The organism is Sporanaerobacter acetigenes DSM 13106, assembly GCF_900130025.1.
Lineage (GTDB): Bacteria > Bacillota > Clostridia > Tissierellales > Sporanaerobacteraceae > Sporanaerobacter > Sporanaerobacter acetigenes.
This window is the reverse complement of record NZ_FQXR01000004.1, coordinates 170671-185920: the sequence shown is the minus strand read 5'-3', so window position 1 is coordinate 185920 and position 15250 is coordinate 170671. Positions and strand designations below refer to the sequence as shown.

The 15250-nt window shown below is 31.8% G+C and carries 21 protein-coding genes; all 21 read left to right on the top strand.

What is annotated here, in order from left to right; translation table 11 throughout:
* Positions 1-168 precede the first annotated feature (168 nt).
* The 21 genes from BUA21_RS04880 (at position 169) to rsmI (ending at position 15242) form a co-directional block, all read left to right on the top strand.
* Complete coding sequence (locus tag BUA21_RS04880) at positions 169-1110, top strand: ABC transporter permease (protein ID WP_072743638.1); 942 nt, start codon at positions 169-171, stop codon at positions 1108-1110.
* Between the two features lie 9 nt (positions 1111-1119).
* Positions 1120-2058 (top strand): ABC transporter permease, encoded by a 939-nt coding sequence (locus BUA21_RS04875; protein WP_233242539.1) that lies wholly within the window; start codon positions 1120-1122, stop codon positions 2056-2058.
* 14 nt (positions 2059-2072) lie between these two features.
* Entirely contained in the window at positions 2073-3095 is a 1023-nt protein-coding gene (locus tag BUA21_RS14540) for an ABC transporter ATP-binding protein (RefSeq protein WP_072743637.1), read from the top strand.
* A gap of 3 nt (positions 3096-3098) precedes the next feature.
* The gene (locus BUA21_RS14535) at positions 3099-4058 is read left to right on the top strand and encodes an ABC transporter ATP-binding protein (RefSeq protein ID WP_072743635.1); all 960 of its coding nucleotides are present in this window, start codon (positions 3099-3101) and stop codon (positions 4056-4058) included.
* A 60-nt stretch (positions 4059-4118) separates the two neighbouring features.
* Complete coding sequence (locus BUA21_RS04860) at positions 4119-5168, top strand: 1-aminocyclopropane-1-carboxylate deaminase/D-cysteine desulfhydrase (RefSeq protein ID WP_072743633.1); 1050 nt, start codon at positions 4119-4121, stop codon at positions 5166-5168.
* 229 nt (positions 5169-5397) lie between these two features.
* Complete coding sequence (locus tag BUA21_RS04855; RefSeq protein WP_072743631.1) at positions 5398-6141, top strand: N-acetylmuramoyl-L-alanine amidase family protein; 744 nt, start codon at positions 5398-5400, stop codon at positions 6139-6141.
* 123 nt (positions 6142-6264) lie between these two features.
* The gene (locus BUA21_RS04850) at positions 6265-6564 is read left to right on the top strand and encodes a DUF2508 family protein (RefSeq protein ID WP_084604154.1); all 300 of its coding nucleotides are present in this window, start codon (positions 6265-6267) and stop codon (positions 6562-6564) included.
* 59 nt (positions 6565-6623) lie between these two features.
* Positions 6624-6884 carry a pro-sigmaK processing inhibitor BofA family protein gene (locus BUA21_RS04845; protein WP_072743628.1) on the top strand — a complete coding sequence of 87 codons (261 nt, stop codon included), beginning with the start codon at positions 6624-6626 and terminating at the stop codon, positions 6882-6884.
* An 86-nt stretch (positions 6885-6970) separates the two neighbouring features.
* A complete protein-coding gene (locus BUA21_RS04840; RefSeq protein ID WP_072743626.1) occupies positions 6971-7606 on the top strand; it encodes a 50S ribosomal protein L25 in 636 nt (211 codons plus the stop codon).
* Between the two features lie 81 nt (positions 7607-7687).
* Positions 7688-7849 carry a hypothetical protein gene (locus BUA21_RS14675; protein ID WP_158281596.1) on the top strand — a complete coding sequence of 54 codons (162 nt, stop codon included), beginning with the start codon at positions 7688-7690 and terminating at the stop codon, positions 7847-7849.
* Between the two features lie 99 nt (positions 7850-7948).
* Positions 7949-8422 carry a hypothetical protein gene (locus tag BUA21_RS04835; protein ID WP_072743624.1) on the top strand — a complete coding sequence of 158 codons (474 nt, stop codon included), beginning with the start codon at positions 7949-7951 and terminating at the stop codon, positions 8420-8422.
* A gap of 91 nt (positions 8423-8513) precedes the next feature.
* The gene (locus BUA21_RS04830) at positions 8514-8687 is read left to right on the top strand and encodes a sigma factor G inhibitor Gin (RefSeq protein WP_084604153.1); all 174 of its coding nucleotides are present in this window, start codon (positions 8514-8516) and stop codon (positions 8685-8687) included.
* Between the two features lie 56 nt (positions 8688-8743).
* Entirely contained in the window at positions 8744-10156 is a 1413-nt protein-coding gene (locus BUA21_RS04825) for an aminotransferase class I/II-fold pyridoxal phosphate-dependent enzyme (protein WP_072743623.1), read from the top strand.
* A gap of 18 nt (positions 10157-10174) precedes the next feature.
* Positions 10175-10813 carry a dTMP kinase gene (tmk, locus tag BUA21_RS04820; protein WP_084604152.1) on the top strand — a complete coding sequence of 213 codons (639 nt, stop codon included), beginning with the start codon at positions 10175-10177 and terminating at the stop codon, positions 10811-10813.
* A complete protein-coding gene (locus tag BUA21_RS04815) occupies positions 10810-11136 on the top strand; it encodes a cyclic-di-AMP receptor (protein ID WP_072743621.1) in 327 nt (108 codons plus the stop codon). Before tmk ends, BUA21_RS04815 begins: the two co-directional genes overlap by 4 nt.
* A gap of 15 nt (positions 11137-11151) precedes the next feature.
* A complete protein-coding gene (locus BUA21_RS04810) occupies positions 11152-11436 on the top strand; it encodes a cyclic-di-AMP receptor (RefSeq protein ID WP_072743619.1) in 285 nt (94 codons plus the stop codon).
* A 2-nt stretch (positions 11437-11438) separates the two neighbouring features.
* Complete coding sequence (gene holB / locus BUA21_RS04805) at positions 11439-12407, top strand: DNA polymerase III subunit delta' (protein ID WP_072743618.1); 969 nt, start codon at positions 11439-11441, stop codon at positions 12405-12407.
* A 2-nt stretch (positions 12408-12409) separates the two neighbouring features.
* Positions 12410-13312 (top strand): PSP1 domain-containing protein, encoded by a 903-nt coding sequence (locus tag BUA21_RS04800; RefSeq protein ID WP_072743616.1) that lies wholly within the window; start codon positions 12410-12412, stop codon positions 13310-13312.
* A 111-nt stretch (positions 13313-13423) separates the two neighbouring features.
* On the top strand, positions 13424-13594 hold the full coding sequence (locus tag BUA21_RS04795; RefSeq protein ID WP_072743614.1) for a 4Fe-4S binding protein: 171 nt from the start codon (positions 13424-13426) through the stop codon (positions 13592-13594).
* A gap of 69 nt (positions 13595-13663) precedes the next feature.
* Positions 13664-14422 (top strand): tRNA1(Val) (adenine(37)-N6)-methyltransferase, encoded by a 759-nt coding sequence (locus BUA21_RS04790; RefSeq protein WP_072743612.1) that lies wholly within the window; start codon positions 13664-13666, stop codon positions 14420-14422.
* On the top strand, positions 14391-15242 hold the full coding sequence (rsmI, locus tag BUA21_RS04785; RefSeq protein WP_234973678.1) for a 16S rRNA (cytidine(1402)-2'-O)-methyltransferase: 852 nt from the start codon (positions 14391-14393) through the stop codon (positions 15240-15242). The genes BUA21_RS04790 and rsmI overlap by 32 nt, the downstream gene beginning before the upstream one ends.
* The last annotated feature ends 8 nt before the right edge of the window (positions 15243-15250 follow it).

The following is a 15250-nucleotide window of genomic DNA, read 5'->3' as shown; positions in this document are numbered from 1 at the left end:
TTCAATGGGCAAACCTTCAATATTCATTATTCATAGAATATATTGAATTTTGGAGAAAATACATTTTCAATATGTATGAAATTGACATTGAAAAAGCTCTATGTTAACATAAAATTCGCTTAAATGCAAAAATAAAGAAGTATACATGAAAAATTTGGAGGTGTAAAGATGCTCAAGTTTATAATGAAAAGGTTGGTCTATGCTATTATAACTCTTTTTATAATTAGTACGATAACTTTTATATTGATAAGGGCTATTCCTGGGAAGCCTATGGAGACAATGCTGGAGAGATTACCCGAGCAAATAAGACAAAATTATTATGCTAAATATGGATTGGATAAGCCTATTATCGTTCAATACAAGCAATTCTGGAGAAATTTGTTAGTCGAAGGCGATTTGGGCGAATCATTGGCTTATCGTGGTAGAAAAGTTAATGATATCATAAAAACTTTTGCACCTGTTTCAGGCAGGTTAGGAATTCAGGCAATTGTGATTGGCATCAGCATAGGCTTGATACTAGGAATAGTTGCGGCTTTAAATAGAAACAAGTGGCCAGATTATGTCGTTATGTTCATAGCTATATTGGGAGTATCCATACCTAGCTTTGTTGTTGCTTCTCTATTGCAATATTCTTTTACAATCAAGCGACAAATATTGCCAACCACAGGATGGGAAGGTTTTAAATATACAATATTGCCTTCAATAGCATTATCTTTTGCTTCAATAGCCAAATATGCTAGATATATGAGGGCCAATTGTCTTGATGTTATAAATCAAGATTACATACTAACAGCTAAAGCTAAGGGGGCTTCTAAATCTCGTTTGATAAAAAAACATATTTTGAGAAATGCTATGTTGCCAATAATTACTTTGTTAGCGCCGCAAATAGCTACGGTTTTTGAAGGCTCTTTTGTTATAGAAAAAATATTTGCTATACCTGGTTTAGGTTCATATTTTGTATCATCTGTTTCTGACAGAGATTGCACCATGGTGTTGGGGCAGACAATATTTATTGCTTTTTTATATATAGTTTCTCTTGTTGTAGTAGATATTTTATATGGATTAATCGACCCTAGAATTAGATTATCACATAAAGAATATAGGAGGTAGAAATAAATAGTGGAACAGATTAGTTACGAAAATATTGAGTTGACTAGTGAAGATTTTCAAAAAGCTGATAATTCAGGCGATGATGCAGAAAAAATATTAAGGCCCAGTATGACATATTGGCAAGATGCTTGGAGAAGGCTTAAACAAAATAAAATAGCAATGCTTGCACTATTTGTTTTAGGAATTATTATTTTGATGACGATTATTGGACCACATTTAACGCCTTGGGAATTTGATATTGGGGATACGTCTGAAACCAATCAGCTTCCGTCTTCACAACATTGGTTTGGAACAGATAAATTAGGAAGGGATATTTTTACGAGGGTTTGGGTAGGAGGAAGAGTTTCTATAATTATAGGAATTATTGGAGCTTTTATTGACATATTTATAGGGCTGATTTATGGTAGTATTTCAGCATATTTTGGTGGAATTGTGGATGACATAATGATGAGGATAGTTGAAATATTGGCAAGTATACCTTATTTGATAGTTGTTATTCTTGTGTCTTTGATAGTTGGGAAAGGTGTAGGATCTTTGATAATAGCTATGACTATAACGGGCTGGTGTTATATGGCCAGACTTGTTAGAGGACAAATATTGCAAATTAAAGGACAAGATTATATACTTGCTGCAAGAGCATTGGGAACAAGTCCTTTAAAAATAATAATGAAACATCTTATTCCAAATACAATAGGTATAATGATAGTTGCTGTTACATTTGATATTCCATCTTTTATTTTTGGTGAGGCCTTTTTGAGCTATATTGGCTTGGGAATTCAATCTCCTAATACTAGTTGGGGAGCACTGGCTTCAGATGCTCAACAATATATGGTGTTTTACCCTTATCAATTGTTTTTTCCAGCATTGATGATAAGTTTGACTATGCTATCATTTCAGCTTCTTGGGGATGGATTGAGAGATGCCTTAGATCCAAAATTGAGACAGTAGTAGGAGGAAATATTATGGAAAAGATACTTGAAGTAAAAGATTTGAGTATTTCATTTAATACTTATGCAGGAAAAATAAATGCAGTGAGGAAAGTAAATTTCTACTTGAATAAAGGTGAGACTCTTGTCATGGTAGGTGAGTCTGGATGTGGCAAAACAGTTATGGCAAAATCAATAATAAAGCTTCTTCCAGAGCTGATTACGGAAATTGGGCAAGAGTCAGAAATAATATTTGATAAAAAAAATATATTGGATATGTCAGAAAAGGAATTAGAAAAGCTGAGAGGCCTTGAGATTTCTATGATATTTCAAGATCCTATGACTTTTCTCAATCCAACAATGACAATAGGAGAACAAATAGCAGAAAGTTTGATTATACATAACGGAAAAATTAAAAAACAACAAGCATTGGAAGAGACTATAAAAATACTTAGAATGGTTAATATACCCAACCCGGAAAGAAGAATCAAACAATATCCCCATGAGTTTTCAGGAGGAATGAGACAAAGAACAATGATTGCTATGGCTCTTTTATGTAGACCAAAGATACTTATAGCTGATGAACCAACAACAGCTTTAGATGTGACAATTCAAGCTGATATTATGGAATTGATAAATGAATTGCAGAGTAAATTAAAAACTTCAATACTATTGATAACCCATGATCTTGGTGTAGCTTTTGAAGTTGCTGATAGAATTCAAGTTATGTACGCTGGAGAGATAATTGAAACAGGAACCAAAGAAGAAATTTTTTTAAATCCGCAGCATCCATATACATGGGCTCTCCTTCAATCAATACCTAAACCAGATGCTCAAAATAAAAGTACTTTATATTCTCTAGACGGAACTCCACCAGATTTGTTGGAACCTCCGACAGGTTGTCCATTTGCTGCAAGATGTGAATATTGCATGAAAGTATGTAAGAGGCTAAAACCTCAATTTACTAAAATAAGTGATACTCAAGAAGTGGCTTGTTGGCTTAAACATCCATTAGCACCTGAAGTTGAGATTTCTGAGGTTTTAAGAATGGAGGGCTAAGAAATGCAAGAAAAAGAAATTTTAATTAAAGTTGAAAATTTGAAAAAATATTTCAAAGTTGGGAGAAGGGAGATCCTTAAAGCTGTTGATGATGTAACTTTTAATATATATAGAGGGGAAACCTTAGGGCTTGTTGGAGAATCTGGTTGTGGTAAAACTACTTGTGGAAGGACAATCATAGGACTTTATGATGCAACAGACGGAAGTGTAATTTTTGATAATATGGATGTTCATAAAATAAAGGGTAAGAAGAAAAAAGAAATAAAAAAAAGAGCACAAATAATACTTCAAGATCCATATGCATCATTAAATCCAAGAATGACAGCAGGCGATATTATTGGAGAGGGTATTGATGCACATAAAATATATATAGGGAAACAGAAAACAAATAGAATATATGAACTTTTAAATTTGGTTGGGTTAAATGAAGAACATGTTTCAAGATTTCCACATGAGTTTTCTGGTGGACAAAGGCAAAGAATAGGAATAGCAAGGGCACTTGCTGTTGAACCAGAATTCATAGTATGTGATGAACCTATTTCTGCTCTTGATGTGTCTATACAGGCTCAAATAATTAATTTGCTCATTAAACTCCAAAAGGAATTTAATTTGACCTATTTATTTATAGCTCATGATCTTTCTATGGTTAAGCATATATCAGATAGAGTAGGTGTCATGTATTTGGGGAATTTGGTAGAGCTTGCTTCTAGTGAAGAATTGTATAAGAAACCACTCCATCCATATACTCAAGCATTGTTGTCGGCAATACCTGGTATGAATGCATGGAATAAAACCAATAAAAAAAGAATCAAATTGGAAGGGGAAGTTCCAAGTCCTATAAATCCAGAACCGGGTTGCAGATTTGTATCTCGGTGCAAATTGGCTAAACCAATTTGCTATCAAAAAATTCCACAATTCAGAGAAATTCAAAAAAATCATTTTGTTGCATGTCATTTATTTTAAGATTAGTTTATAATTATAATAAGTGAAAGTATAATTTATAATGAAAGGATGTTTTAGTATATGAATAAAGAGGAAATAGAAAATTTATTTAATGGAATACCTCGTGTAAATTTGGGTTTTTTCCCCACTCCTCTATATAAAGCGGAAAGAATTTCTGAAGAATTGGGTATTAATTTATATTTGAAACGTGATGATATTACAGGACCTAGCGTGTTTGGGGGAAATAAAATAAGGAAATTAGAATTTTTATTGGGAGATGCTATAAAAAAAGGAGCTACTCACATAATTACATACGGGGCTACTCAATCAAATCATGCTATGCAGACTGCTATTGCATCGAATATTTTGGGTTTAAAACCTATTCTTTATCTTTCAGCATTAGTATATAATGAAGGAGACTTGAGAAGTAATCTTTTTTTAGATAGTATATTAGATGCGGAAATACATATTATTGATCTAGAATCAGGAATGACTGATGATGACGGAGAAGAGATAGGAATAAAGATGGCTGAAGAGAGGGAAAAAGAGTTATTGAAAGAAGGGAAAAAGGCCTATGAAATTCCTGGTGGTGGTTCAACCAATATTGGCAGTTTAGGATTTGCAAAAGGGTTTTTAGAATTAGTTGGTCAAGTTGAAGAACAAGAAATAGGGAAAATTGACTATATTTTTGCTACTGCAGGAAGTGGAGGAACATTGGCAGGAATTTTGGCAGGAAGAGCTATAGCTAATTGTGATTGTAAAGTAATAGGAATGGGTGTGAGCCCAAAGGATGAAAATTATGTCAAAAGGGTAATTTCTTTGGCCAATGAAGGATTAAGTTTACTTGATAATAGCAAAAAGGTTGAAAAAGAAGGTTTTGTTGTAGACGATAGTTATGCTGGGAAAGGCTATGAAATTCCATCAAAAGAAGCTTCAAATGCTATAAAATATTTTGCTAGGAAAGAAGGTATATTTTTAGATCCTGTATATACAGGAAAAGCTATGGCAGGGCTTTTAGATTATGTAAAGAAGGGTATCATACCGCAAAATAGCAATGTAATCTTTTGGCATACTGGGGGAACGACTGCACTTTTTGCTGAAAATGAAATAGTAGGGAAATTGTCAGATTAGGCTGTTATAAATATAATTGGGATTTTATTATGGATTTAGATCTATTAGACGAAGAAACAAAAAAGAAATGGTATGTAGAAGAAGATAGCAAATTGTTATTGCAATGAATAATATTTGCATCAAGGCTCATGTCGATGATAAAATTGATATGAGCCTTGTTTTTTTGGTTCTTTATTCATTGTTTCTTGAATAAATATTATCTTAAGATTATAGTAAAAAGGAAGAAGAAATGAAAAGAAAAGCTAGATTTTATGTAATAAAACTCAATAGAAGGATATTGATTTTAGTTGCTATTATAATATTGGCTATTGTAGCTATGTTTTTTTTGAAAAACGTGGTACTTAATACTATAAGCAATGGAGAGAATAATAGAATTGTAGTAGATCCAGGACATGGAGGTATTGATGGAGGTACAAGTGACAAGGCAGGGTTTCTCGAAAAAGATATAAATTTAGATGTAGCTTTGAAGTTGAAAAAAGAACTTAAAAAAGATGGGTTTAGAGTGATTATGACTAGAGAAAAGGATGAATCTTTGGAGGAATACAGCCATATAAATGCTTCCAGGTATAAGAGGGATTTAAATGCAAGAAAAACTATAATAGATGAAAATAAACCTATAGTTTTTGTAAGTATTCATGTGAATTCCAGCAAAAAAACTTCAGCTAGAGGTGTTAAAGTTTATTATTATCCTACATCAACTAATGGGGAAAAATTGGCTAAATGTATTTGCAAGTCAGTGGATGATATTGTGTACAAAGATTTTTTGAAGGACAATTCTATAAGAACTGAAGCTATTGGTGAAGATTATTTTGTATTAAGAGAAACAGAAAACACTGGAGTGTTAGTAGAAGTAGGATTTATAACAAATCCCGAAGATAACAGGCTTATAAAGGACAGTGAATATCAAAAACGTATTGCAATTGCTATAAGTGAAGGTATAAAGAAATATATAGATACCTATGATGTCAAATAGATGAAGGGTGGCAAGGGGACGTTTTGTTTGCCACCGTGGCAAACAAAACGTCCCCTTGCCACCTGTATAGATCCCTAATTTTTTGTCAAAGATATAGATAAATAAAAAATTGGGGGTATTGTGATGAATAAAATTAATTATAGGGAAAGGGCAAGAAAAATAATAGAGCTATCAGAAGCTTTTTCACAAAAGCTCATAGAAAAAGTGAAAGGTCAGAAAGTTTCTACTTTGAGTTGTGAAGAAAAAGAGCTGTTAGATAATTTGAGAAGTGCTTTCAACGAATGGAAAAGTAAAGAAATATATTTTCAATGTGTATGTGAACCAGATTTGGTGGATTTAGCTATATATGAGATAGAAGCTTCTAAAATAAAATATACTTATTTTTTGAAAAAAGCTAGAGAAAAAGATCTATCGTTAAAATGAATATTTACGGAACTAGTCCCTTATTATATAATAGAGTAAATTTTAATAGGGGTGATGATATGAACTTTGAAGTAATACTTGCTTATGCGTTTGGACTATTGATTTTATATATTATTGGAATGCTTTTAGTTGTTCCACTAAAGTGGATTGGAAAGCTTATCATAAATGGAATATTGGGTGGAGTGGCATTGTTCTTGATAAATATCATAGGAAAATTTGTAGGTTTTTCTATAGCTATAAATCCTGTAAATGCAGTCATAACGGGGATATTGGGTCTGCCGGGGGTAGCATTGATTTTAATTTTACAGAAAGTTTTGTAAAAGTATTCATTTCAAATTTGCAAATATTTTAGTTTTTTGGTATAACTATATTAATACAATGAAATTCATGAAAGGAGCAATCGGATATGGCAGATGCTAAATTGAAAGCAGAAGTAAGACAAGAAATAGGTAAAAATCATGTAAAACACTTGAGGGACAACAATTTTATACCTGCAGTAATATATGGAAGAAGTGAAGAAACAAAGAATATCAAAGTTGAGGAAAGAGATTTTCACAAGATGCTTAGAACCCATGGTTCATCAGCATTAATAGATTTGGAGATTGCGGGAGAGACAGTTCCAGTTATAATTAAGGAAATGCAGAATGATCCAGTTAAAGGAAACTTAATTCATGTAGACTTTCAAAAACTTCGTATGGATGAATTAGTTAAGATGACTTTACCAATCACTATTGTAGGAAGGGAAAAGGTAGACACTCCATCAACTATATTGGTTCAACAACTTGATGAAATTGAAATAGAATGTTTGCCAAAAGACATTCCTCAATCAGTAGTAGCAGATGTTTCAAACATAGATTTAAATACTCCATTCTTTGTTGAAGATTTAGAAATCTATAAAAATGAAGACATAACTATTTTTAGAGATCCCAAAGATGCAATAGCAATACTTACTGAGCCAACAAGGCAACAAGAGAGTGAAGAAGACACAGAAGAAACCCCAGAAGTTGAAGTGATAGGAGAAAAAGAAGATACAGAAGAATAAATTGTATTTTTATGTGGAAATAAACATTAGCATTTGATATAATGTAGAAAAGTAGGAATAATTGTTGGTGGTGGGATAAAAATGAAATATGTTATTTCTGCATTTCTGCTAATGTGCTTTATTACTTTTGTATTTTATGCTCTTGGTGATGTGATGGATGATTGTAAATATTCAAAGGAAAAGAAAAAGAGTAGAGGTTCCACAGGAATACGAGCAAACAATATGTATTATAAAGTTAAATGATGACTAAAAATACCCTTGAATTTTCAAGGGTATTTTTTTCGAAATAATTTGATATTTTTATGCATTTTGCTTAAAATAGAGTTGAAGGGGGAAAGAAAAATGAATGAAATTGTTGAAAAAAAAGAAAAATCTTTTTTAAAAGTTTTTTTATCTATTATAGTTACTGCAATTCTTGTAGATTTTGTGATATTTTTGGCGAATAAATATACAGCTAAATATCCCTATATGACTAATATAATCGTAATACTCATGGTAACGTTTGCATGCAGCGGAATTCTTATAAAATATTTTTCAAAATATAGCTACACGTTGGAAGATGATGAATTGATATTTCATAGGCTTATTGGGAAAAGAAATTTTAAAATGCTCAGTATAAAATTAGATGAACTTTCCTCTATAAAGCCTTATAGTGGGAATGAAAAATATAATTTCAATTATAAATTTGTATTTGACAAATCTTTTGAAAATTGTCATGTAGGAAGATATCATAGAAAAGGAAAGGAATATCTTTTCCTTTTTAGGCCTAGCCAAAGCTTTGTAAGTGAAGTAAATAGAAAAATAAGTACAAATTAGCTTTCCATTGACAGGCACTATTTTCACAAATGTGAATAAGATATATTATAGTGGCAATAATTATGGGAAATAGGATTAAGGGGATGGTTTTTTGTACTGCTCAGTTTGTAGGGAAAACAAAAAAGAAGGAATTAAGTTTCTAAATGCACATATTTGTAAAGACTGTTTAAATGCTATTACAAAAACAAGAGTAGAAGATGCGGAATATGAATACTATATGTATACTATTAAAAATATACTTAAAGAGTGTCAGACAAACTACTGACACTTTTTAATTTTTTGGTATAATAATCATATGCAGTTATTTGAAAGGAGTAGAAAATGGATACACCTATATTTGATGGACTCAAGAAGTATGTAGAAGAAGGCAATATATCTTTTCATACTCCAGGACACAAAGGGAAAAATACTCTTATAGATTGGGGTCAATACATTCCTCGGATAGATTTGACGGAAGTGGAGGGTCTTGACAATTTGCAAGATCCTGATGGAATTATTTTAGAAAGTCAAAAATTGGCTTCTGATACTTTTAAATCAAAGGCAACATTCTATTCTGTAAATGGCACTACTGGAAGTATATATATAGCTCTTGGAGCAATAACTAATCCAGGAGATAAAGTTCTCATCCAAAGAAATTCTCATAAATCTGTCTACAATGGTATCATTCTAAATAGACTTATACCTAGATATATTTATCCTAATTATAATAAAAAAAATAAAATTGTTACAGGAATAAACCCTCATGATGTAGAAACTATATTGAAGAGGGATAAGGACATAAAAGCGGTAGTCATTACTTATCCATCATATTATGGAGTATGTAGTCCGGTAAAGAGTATAGCTGAAATAGTACATAGATATAATAGGATATTGCTGGTAGATGAAGCTCATGGTAGTCACTTGATGTTTTCAGAAAAGCTCCCTATATCTTCTATAGAAGCAGGAGCTGATATTGTAGTTCAAAGTACTCATAAGACCTTGCCTAGTTTCACTCAAACTTCTATGATTCATGTAGTTTCTGATAGAGTGGATATAGAAAAACTTAAAAGTATGCTAAATCTTTATCAGACCACTAGTCCTTCTTATATGTTCATGGCTTCATTAGATATAGTTAGAGCTTATATGGAAAGAGAAGGAGTAGATAAACTAAGGGAACATATAGAAAATTTAAACGAGATTGTCAAGGATTTAAAAGAAATAGACAGGGTATCTATCTTTACGGGAGACGAGGAAGACTGTACTATAGAAGATTTTGATATGACCAAAGTACTTATAAACATAAAGGGAATCAGAGGAACTACATTAGAAAAAATATTGAGGAATAAATATCATATACAGCTTGAAATGTCTGATTACTACTATGGTTTACTTTTGACAACTCTTATGAATACAAAGGGGGATTTAGACTTATTTAAGAAGGCTATAGAGGAAATAGTGAGTTTAGAGTCATATGAGGATATGAGACAAATCGATTTTGGCATGATCGAACCTGTTGTTGAACTTCCAATAGGAGAAGCTTTTTATAGAGAAAAACAAGTTGTAGAATTAGAAAAGGCCATAGGAAAAATTTCAGCTGATTATATCATACCTTATCCCCCTGGAATTCCCATAGTGATTCCAGGAGAAGTAATAACTTATGAAATATATAAGGAAGTACTTAATTTAAGCCAAAATGGTGTGGAAATAATTGGGCCACTAGATTATAATAGAGGAAAGATTAGGCTTGTTAAATGAGAAAGGACTGAGCAATAGATGAGTGGAATATTTATAACATTGGAAGGACCAGATGGTTCAGGGAAAAGTACTATAACAGAACTTATTGTGGAATATCTCAAAGACTTAAACATAGATTTTATTGTGACAAGAGAACCAGGAGGAACAAGTATAGGAGAAGATATTAGAAATATAATATTAGATAAAAAAAATACAAATATGTCTCCACGAACAGAAGCACTTCTATATGCAGCATCTAGAAGTCAACATGTATATGAAAAAATAAGGCCTGCATTGGAAGAGGGAAAAGTAGTTCTTTCTGAAAGATTCGTACTTTCAAGTTTGGTATATCAAGGAATAGGTAGAGAACTTGGAGTTTCTGATGTAAAAGCTATAAATGATTTTGGAATAGAAGGAGTAAATCCAGATTTAATATTGTTTTTTGATATAGATCCAGTCGAGGCTTTAAGTAGAAAAACAGGAGAAAATAGTGGGGATAGGTTGGAGATGGAAGGAATAAACTTTCATAGAGAAGTATATAATGGATATCTCAAACTCATTTCTATGTATCCAGAAAATATAAAAGTAATAGATGCTTCTAAATCTGTAGAGGAGACCTTTGAAGAAGTAAAGAATGAATTGGATAAAATATTTAAAAAAGGAGGGCCATTAAAATGAAACTTATAATTGCCATAGTTCAAGATCAGGATGCTTCCAATCTTGTAGAGGAGCTGACAGAAGAAGAATTTAGGATAACTAAATTAGCTAGTACAGGAGGATTTTTAAAATCAGGCAATACAACTCTTTTGATAGGTGTGGAAGATGAAAGCGTAGAAAAGGTATTGGATATTATAGAACATACTTGCAAGACTAGAGAAATAACTACATCTCTTTTGACTGTAACTATGCCAGGAGATACCTATATTCCATATCCACTAGATGTAAAGGTTGGTGGAGCTACAATATTTATTTTAGATGTAGAAAAATATATAAGATTATAGTGAGGGGGTTTGAAGATGAAGTTACTTATAGCTATTGTTCAGGATGCAGATACACCAAAGCTTGTAAAGGCATTGATGAGCAACAAATTCAGAGTGACAAAATTGGCTAGTACAGGAGGATTTTTAAAATCAGGCAACACAACTCTTTTAATAGGAGTAGAAGAAAATCAAATAGATGATGTTTTAAGCATCATAGAAGAAATATGTAGTTCAAGAGCCATAAAAAAAGGAAATCAAGAAATAAATATTGGCGGAGCAACAATATTTATCATGGATATAGACGATTTCAAGAGGATTTAAATATGGATATAGTAGGTCATGAGAAGATAATACAAAGTTTAAAAAGAGCTATAGAAAATGACAAGATAAGTCATAGCTATTTATTTCAAGGGCCTGAAGCTATAGGAAAAAAGAAAGTAGCTTATGAGTTTGCTAAAACTCTTTTATGTAAAAGAAGAGGATTAGAGCCTTGCAATGAATGTAGTTCTTGTATTAAATTTGATTCTTCAAATCATCCAGATTTTTATCTTGTTGAAGCTGAAAAAAACACAATAAAAAAGAGCCAAATAGAAGAAGCTATAAAGTCCATGATGTTGAAACCACTAGAGGGAAATAGAAAAATATATATTATAGACGATAGTTTCAAACTGAGAAAAGAAGCACAAAATGCTTTTCTAAAGACATTGGAAGAGCCACCCAGCTATGTAAATATTATTCTCATAAGTACTAGTAGTGAAAATATCTTGCCGACTATTCTTTCTAGATGTGAAGTAATAAATTTTATTCCAGTTGAAAAGGAAAAAATAGTCAAAGTATTGATTGAGAAATATGGAAAGAAAACAGAAGAAGCAGAATTTATTTCTTCTTTTTCTAGAGGAAGTATAGGAAGGGCTATAGAACTTTGTAGAAATGAAGAATTCTTCAATTTAAGAGAGAAAACTATAGAAACTATAGACGAAATAGTTAAAGGTGATAGGCTCAAGGTTTTTAGCGATATAAGCTTTTTTGAGGCAAATAAAAATTCTATTGATGAGATATTAGATATAATTCTCTATTGGTTCAGGGATTTATTTATATATAAAGAGACAAATAGCACTGATCTGATCATAAACAGGGATAAAATGGAAATCCTATCGAGCCAAAAATTTTTATCAAAAGATAAAATAAATGATATAATGGAATATATTATGGTGACCAAAAGAAATATAGATTTAAGATTAAATTATCAACTCTCAATAGAGACAATGCTTTTGAAAATGCAGGAGGTTTAAAAATGATAAAAGTAGTAGGAGTCAGATTTAAAAAAGCAGGTAAAATATATTATTTTGATCCAGATGAGCTAGAAATAAATAGAGATGATTGTGTTATAGTAGAGACGGCTAGAGGTATAGAATTTGGTCACGTAGTAGTTGGTCCAAAGGAAGTTACTGAAGAGGAAATAGTGCCACCATTAAAAAAAGTATTAAGAATAGCAACACAAGAAGATTGTCAAATACATGAAGAAAACAAAGAAAAAGCTCAAGAAGCTTTCATCATATGTTTAGAAAAGATAGAAGAACATGGTCTTCAGATGAAATTGGTAGATGTAGAATATACTTTTGATAACAACAAAGTCATATTTTATTTTACAGCAGATGGCAGAGTGGATTTCAGGGAGCTTGTCAAAGATTTAGCTGCTATATTTAGGACTAGAATAGAGTTAAGACAAATAGGAGTTAGAGATGAGGCAAAGATGATAGGTGGACTAGGTCCTTGTGGTAAGCCAGTATGCTGTACTGCCTTTTTAGGGGAATTTGAGCCTGTTTCAATAAAGATGGCCAAAGAACAAGATTTATCATTAAATCCTACAAAGATATCAGGTCTTTGCGGAAGGCTTATGTGTTGCTTAAAATATGAGCATCATGTGTATGAGGAGATACTTGAAAGAATGCCAAGTATAGGTACTATAGTTGTCACTCCTCTTGGAAGAGGTACAGTAATAGAAAGCTATACTATTATGGAAAATGTTAAAGTAAAGGTTACTTTAAGCGATGATACAGAGGATTTGATTGTATATAACATAAATGATATAGAGATAACTGAAGATATAGACCCAGAATATATAATCCCTGAAGAAAATTGTCCTTGTGAAGTTGAAGAATGTTGTAATAAACATAGGGATTTACAGGAAAATTAAAGGAAATCAATCAAAATAACAATTAAATATATTTAATACACTTTTATTATTAGCAAAATAATGATAAAATATTAGCAGTTATAAGACAAGTTGACTAAGGGGGTGAACTAGATGGCTTATAAAATTACAGATGCTTGTATCAGCTGTGGTGCATGTGCAGCTGAATGTCCAGTAGAAGCTATTAGCGCAGGAGATGATAGATACGTTATAGATCCAGAAAAATGTATTGAATGTGGTGCATGTGCAAATGTATGCCCAGTAGATGCTCCAAAGCAAGACTAATTTGTCCATAGAAAAAGACCCTTAAGGGTCTTTTTTGCTATAATCATCAAAAGACTAAAGGAGTATATTATGGAAACAATATTGAGAGATGGAGAAAAAATAGATATTATTCCAGGAAGCAATTACAAAATTATTCAAAATAGAGGGAAATTTTCTTATGGAACAGATGCTATACTTCTTTCCAATTTTTCAAAAATTAAAATAGATTCTACGGGTTTAGATTTAGGAACGGGAACAGGTATAATTCCGCTATTTTTATGTTCCAGATATAGTCCTAAAAAAGTTTACGGCATCGAGATACAAGAAGAAGTGGCAGATATGGCTAGTAGAAGTGTGAAGATGAACAATTTAGGAGAACAAATAGAAATACTAAATATGGATTTAAAAAATCTACCCGAAATATTTAAAAGCGGCCAATTTCAATTTGTCACCTCTAACCCACCCTATATGAAAGGGGGAGGTGGGATTGTAAATGAAAGGGACAATTTTGCCATATCAAGACATGAAATAGCCTGTAGTCTTGAAGATATAGTGAGGACTGCAAGTTATTTATTGTGTCAAGGCGGGAAGTTTTTCATGGTTCATAGACCCCATAGACTTGTAGATATAATTTGGCTTTTAAGAAAATATAATTTGGAACCCAAGTCTATTCAATTTGTTCACCCGAAATATGATGAAAAGCCTAATATTTTACTTATTATGAGCATGAAGGGTGGAAAATCAGAGTTAAAATTTCAAAAACCCTTGTATGTGTACAATCATGATGGTACTTATACAGATGAAATATATAAAATTTATGGAATGGATGTGGAAAATAAAAATGGCTAATGGAACCCTTTATATTTGTCCTACTCCCATAGGAAATTTAGAAGATATAACTATTAGGACTTTAAATGTGTTAAATAAAGTGGATTTAATAGCTGCAGAAGATACAAGACATACCATAAAGCTATTAAATCATTATGAGATAAAAAAACCCCTTACAAGTTATCACGAACATAACAAATGGGAAAAGGGAAAATTTTTATTGGAAAAACTTGAAGCGGGAGAAAATATTGCGTTGGTATCAGATGCTGGAATGCCAGGTATATCAGATCCTGGGGAAGATCTTATAAGAGAAGCTATTTTAAAAAAAATAGAAGTAATAGTTCTTCCAGGTTCCACAGCATCTATTACAGCCCTTTTGTTGTCGGGATTTCCTACAGGTAAATTTGTATTTGAAGGATTTCTGCCCTCCAACAAAAAGGATAGGAAAAAAGAGTTAGAAAGATTAAAAAACGAAGAAAGAACCATTATACTCTACGAAGCTCCTCATAGGCTTATGGATCTTTTAAAAGATATGTGTGAAGTATTAGGGAATAGACGCATTTCTATTTCAAGAGAATTGACTAAAATTCATGAAGAAACTTTTAGAGGTACTATAGAAGAAGGAATAGAGAAATACAGAGAAAATAGAAAAGGAGAATTTGTCATTGTAGTAGAAGGTGGAAAAGCGGAAAAGGAAGTTCCTCTCCTAGATATTCCTATAAAAGAACATATAAAATTGTATATGGAAAATGGATTTTCCAAAAAAGAAGCAATAAAAAAAGTATCCAAAGATAGAGATATACCTAAAAACCAAGTATATAAGGAGAGCATAGATCTATGAATAAAAAT

Coding starts and splice junctions, on each gene's coding strand:
- BUA21_RS04880 (WP_072743638.1), top strand. CDS start 169: ATGCTCAAGTTTATAATGAAAAGGTTGGTCTATGCTATTATAACTCTT.
- BUA21_RS14540 (WP_072743637.1), top strand. CDS start 2,073: ATGGAAAAGATACTTGAAGTAAAAGATTTGAGTATTTCATTTAATACT.
- BUA21_RS14535 (WP_072743635.1), top strand. CDS start 3,099: ATGCAAGAAAAAGAAATTTTAATTAAAGTTGAAAATTTGAAAAAATAT.
- BUA21_RS04860 (WP_072743633.1), top strand. CDS start 4,119: ATGAATAAAGAGGAAATAGAAAATTTATTTAATGGAATACCTCGTGTA.
- BUA21_RS04855 (WP_072743631.1), top strand. CDS start 5,398: ATGAAAAGAAAAGCTAGATTTTATGTAATAAAACTCAATAGAAGGATA.
- BUA21_RS04850 (WP_084604154.1), top strand. CDS start 6,265: ATGAATAAAATTAATTATAGGGAAAGGGCAAGAAAAATAATAGAGCTA.
- BUA21_RS04845 (WP_072743628.1), top strand. CDS start 6,624: ATGAACTTTGAAGTAATACTTGCTTATGCGTTTGGACTATTGATTTTA.
- BUA21_RS04840 (WP_072743626.1), top strand. CDS start 6,971: ATGGCAGATGCTAAATTGAAAGCAGAAGTAAGACAAGAAATAGGTAAA.
- BUA21_RS14675 (WP_158281596.1), top strand. CDS start 7,688: ATGAAATATGTTATTTCTGCATTTCTGCTAATGTGCTTTATTACTTTT.
- BUA21_RS04835 (WP_072743624.1), top strand. CDS start 7,949: ATGAATGAAATTGTTGAAAAAAAAGAAAAATCTTTTTTAAAAGTTTTT.
- BUA21_RS04825 (WP_072743623.1), top strand. CDS start 8,744: ATGGATACACCTATATTTGATGGACTCAAGAAGTATGTAGAAGAAGGC.
- tmk (WP_084604152.1), top strand. CDS start 10,175: ATGAGTGGAATATTTATAACATTGGAAGGACCAGATGGTTCAGGGAAA.
- BUA21_RS04815 (WP_072743621.1), top strand. CDS start 10,810: ATGAAACTTATAATTGCCATAGTTCAAGATCAGGATGCTTCCAATCTT.
- BUA21_RS04810 (WP_072743619.1), top strand. CDS start 11,152: ATGAAGTTACTTATAGCTATTGTTCAGGATGCAGATACACCAAAGCTT.
- holB (WP_072743618.1), top strand. CDS start 11,439: ATGGATATAGTAGGTCATGAGAAGATAATACAAAGTTTAAAAAGAGCT.
- BUA21_RS04800 (WP_072743616.1), top strand. CDS start 12,410: ATGATAAAAGTAGTAGGAGTCAGATTTAAAAAAGCAGGTAAAATATAT.
- BUA21_RS04795 (WP_072743614.1), top strand. CDS start 13,424: ATGGCTTATAAAATTACAGATGCTTGTATCAGCTGTGGTGCATGTGCA.
- BUA21_RS04790 (WP_072743612.1), top strand. CDS start 13,664: ATGGAAACAATATTGAGAGATGGAGAAAAAATAGATATTATTCCAGGA.
- rsmI (WP_234973678.1), top strand. CDS start 14,391: ATGGAATGGATGTGGAAAATAAAAATGGCTAATGGAACCCTTTATATT.